This is a genomic window from Candidatus Synechococcus spongiarum (assembly GCF_900047545.1).
In the GTDB taxonomy this organism is placed as follows: Bacteria; Cyanobacteriota; Cyanobacteriia; order PCC-6307; family Cyanobiaceae; genus Synechococcus_B; species Synechococcus_B spongiarum_C.
The window spans coordinates 1-3,192 of sequence record NZ_FITM01000014.1; the positions used below are offsets into that span (position 1 = coordinate 1).

The 3,192-nt window shown below is 62.8% G+C and carries 3 protein-coding genes and 1 pseudogene; 3 read left to right on the top strand and 1 reads right to left on the bottom strand.

Annotated features, from left to right (window positions below; genetic code table 11):
* Window positions 1–700: pseudogene (locus FLM9_RS00575) on the bottom strand (B12-binding domain-containing radical SAM protein); the annotation flags it as partial.
* A 78-nt stretch (window positions 701–778) separates the two neighbouring features.
* On the opposite strand from FLM9_RS00575, the gene FLM9_RS00580 reads away from it, so the two are divergent.
* The 3 genes from FLM9_RS00580 to FLM9_RS00590 form a co-directional block, all read left to right on the top strand.
* Window positions 779–2,014, top strand: coding sequence for an LL-diaminopimelate aminotransferase (locus tag FLM9_RS00580; protein WP_074456776.1), 1,236 nt, complete (start codon window positions 779–781; stop codon window positions 2,012–2,014).
* 79 nt (window positions 2,015–2,093) lie between these two features.
* Window positions 2,094–2,393: an ATP-dependent Clp protease adapter ClpS gene (gene clpS / locus FLM9_RS00585; protein ID WP_257242935.1), complete on the top strand. Its 300-nt coding sequence runs from the start codon at window positions 2,094–2,096 to the stop codon at window positions 2,391–2,393.
* Between the two features lie 47 nt (window positions 2,394–2,440).
* Window positions 2,441–3,192, top strand: a 752-nt coding sequence (locus FLM9_RS00590; RefSeq protein ID WP_257242936.1) for a CPBP family intramembrane glutamic endopeptidase, incomplete at its 3' end; no start/stop codon positions are given.

Genomic DNA, 3,192 nt, shown 5'->3' on the forward strand with positions numbered 1-3,192 from the left:
ACCGGGGCACAACCCGCCCGTCGTTGTTGCGCTGATACAGGCTGGGGACGTACACCCCCGGCACCTGGGCAAGATCCCGCAACAGGGCTGATCGGCTCAGGCCTGCGGCCTTGCCTTCCTGCACCACCAGGCCTATCTCCGGCAACAACTCCTCCCCGTCCCCCAGGGCCATGAAGTCGAAAAAAGCGGCATAGGGCTCGGGATTGGAGGTGGCGGTTTGACCACCCGCAAAGACGAGGGGCTGGGCCTGGGGATGGTCCAGGGGCACGTCCGCCCGTTGCCGGGCCCACAGGGGCAAGCCACTCAGATCCAGCATTTCCAGGATGTTGGTGGCCCCCAGCTCATAGCTGAGGCTGAAGCCAAGAACGTCAAACGCCTTCAGGGGCCGACGACTTTCCACTGCAAACAGGGGGACCCCCTGCTGCCGCAGCCGGGCGGCAAGATCTGCCGCAGGCAGATAAGCCCGGTCACAGAGCTGCCCCGGCAGGCGATTGAGGATGCCGTAGAGGATGACGTGCCCCAGATTGCTGGCCCCCACTTCGTAGAGCTCCGGATAGGTGAGACACCAGCGCAATGACGCCTGTTCCCAAGGCTGATGCAGGGCGCCCCGCTCCTGGCCCAGGTAGCGTCCCGGTTTGCTGATGCCGCGATCAACCAGTTTGCGGAAGGGGACGGGGGCGGTCGCTGCGGCAGGGGGCATGGGCTTGGAATCGATAAACAGCGCGGGGTGAGAGCCACCCCCTATCCATAGGATGGGGTCTCTGTCCCCGGTGCTGCCATGGTGCGCGTCAACAGCTACTATCAAACGTTGCGGGCCGGATATTTATTCCCGGAGATTCAGCGCCGCATCAAGGCCTTTGCTGCCCAGCACCCCGAGGCCGATCTCATCCGGCTGGGCATTGGGGACGTCACCGAGCCGTTGCCCGCCGCCTGCACAGATGCCATGGCAACAGCCGTTGAAGCCATGGGGACGAGAACGGGGTTTCATGGCTACGGTCCCGAGCAGGGCTACCACTGGCTGCGGCAGGCCATCGCCCAGCATGACTACCAACAGCGGGGCTGCGCCATTGAAGCAGACGAGATCTTCATCTCCGATGGCTCCAAGTGCGACACCAGCAACATTTTGGACATCCTCGGGGACGACAACCGCATTGCCGTCACCGACCCGGTCTACCCCGTCTACGTGGACTCCAACGTGATGGCCGGTCATACGGGTCCCGCAAATGATCAGGGTTGCTACGGCGGCTTGCAGTACCTGCCCCTCACTGCGGACAACGACTTTCGCGCCCCCTTGCCGGCAACGCCGGCGGATCTGATCTATCTGTGCTTCCCCAACAATCCCACCGGGGCGGTGGCCACCCGTGCCGAGTTGCAGCGTTGGGTTGACTATGCCCGCAGCCATGACGCCCTGATTCTATTTGATGCGGCTTACGAAGCCTTTATCCAGGATTCGGAGTTGCCCCACTCCATTTTTGAAGTGGAGGAGGCCCGAGACTGCGCCATCGAGTTCCGCTCCTTCTCCAAGAAGGCCGGCTTCACGGGAACACGCTGCGCCTTTACCGTGATTCCCAAGACCCTGAGCGGCCACACCAGGAACGGAGATGCCGTGTCCCTCTGGCAACTTTGGAGCCGTCGCCAGAGCACCAAGTTCAACGGTGTGAGCTACGTGGTGCAACGGGGCGCCGAGGCCGTCTATTCCGCCGCCGGCCAGGCCCAGGTGGCCAGGCTGGTGACCTTTTACATGGACAACGCCGCCATCATCCGACAGCAGCTCCAGCGCCTGGGTCTGGCGGTGTACGGCGGTCAACATGCTCCCTATGTGTGGGTCAAGACCCCGGCTTCCATGAATTCCTGGCAGTTTTTTGACCAACTGCTCCACCAGGCCCATGTTGTGGGCACACCCGGGGCCGGTTTTGGCGCCGCCGGGGAGGGTTACCTGCGGCTTTCAGCCTTTAACAGCCGTGGCCAGGTGGAGGCTGCCATGACCCGTCTTGCCCGATGCAAGCTGCAGTGAAATGCCGTCAACCAGCCGGTCAGGTAAATTAATCGGGGAGATCCTGTTTAGAGACTCGACATTAATCATGCTCCGCGACATGGTTTCAAGACAAGGTGGCACAACTGTCCTTGTGCCCCAAGAGCAACGCACACGCAAGCGGCAACCCCTGTATCGCGTCCTCCTTCACAACGATCCTGTGAACACCAGGGACTACGTGGTGGCAACCCTGCAGGAGGTGGTTCCCCAGCTTAGTGAGCAGGATGCCGTGGCCGTGATGTTGGCGGCCCACAATACGGGCGTCGGTCTGGTGATCGTCTGCGACCAGGAGCCTGCCGAGTTTTACAGCGAGCAGCTCAAGAGCAAGGGACTCACCAGTACGATTGAACCAGAAACGTGAGGCGGGAGGCGAAGCCGGGTCCCCGTTGGCTGGGCACCTTGCTGTTTGTGCCGCTGCTGCTGGCTCTGGCCTGGTTGTTCACCCGTCCCCTGTTATGGCTGGGAATGGACCCTGGTGCTGTGAAGCTGCTGGTCAGCCTGGGGGCCTTTGTGTTGTTTCTCGTCTGCCTTCCCCTGCGCCTGCGTCGCGTCTGGGGGATTGCCCGCCCTTGGCGCTGCCTGGGTCTCAATGCGCCCTTCAAGAGGTCCATCCGCGCCCTGGTCCGGGGCCTTTTGGAGGCTGCCCTGGTGCTGTTGGGTTTGAGCCTGGCGCTCCTGGTGCTGGGGCAAGCCCGTGTGGGTGATGGGCTCACCCTTGGCCAAGTCGTCAACGCCGTGGCCTTGATGGGGGTTGGCTTTGCGGAAGAGCTGGTGTTTCGTGGGTGGCTTTGGGGAGAGCTGCAGTTACGACTCAACTGGATCCCGGCTGTTGCTGCCCAGGCTGCGGTGTTTAGCGTGTTGCACACCCGCTTTGATCAGGGATGGGCCATCCCCCTGGGGCTGTTGCCGGGGATGTTTGTGCTGGGCCTGGTTCTGGCCGGGCAGTGCAGCAGGGACGGCAACCTGCTGGCCGGCGCCGTGGGCCTGCACGGTGGGCTGGTGGCAGGGTGGTTTGCACTGCAATCAGGACTTCTGAGCCTGGAGCCTTCCATCCCTGTCTGGCTCATGGGTGCCAACTACAATCCTGCTGCTCTCCCCAACTACAACCCCGTTGGCGGGCTCCTGGGCTGGCTTGGCCTGGCCCAATTGCTCAGGTTGCG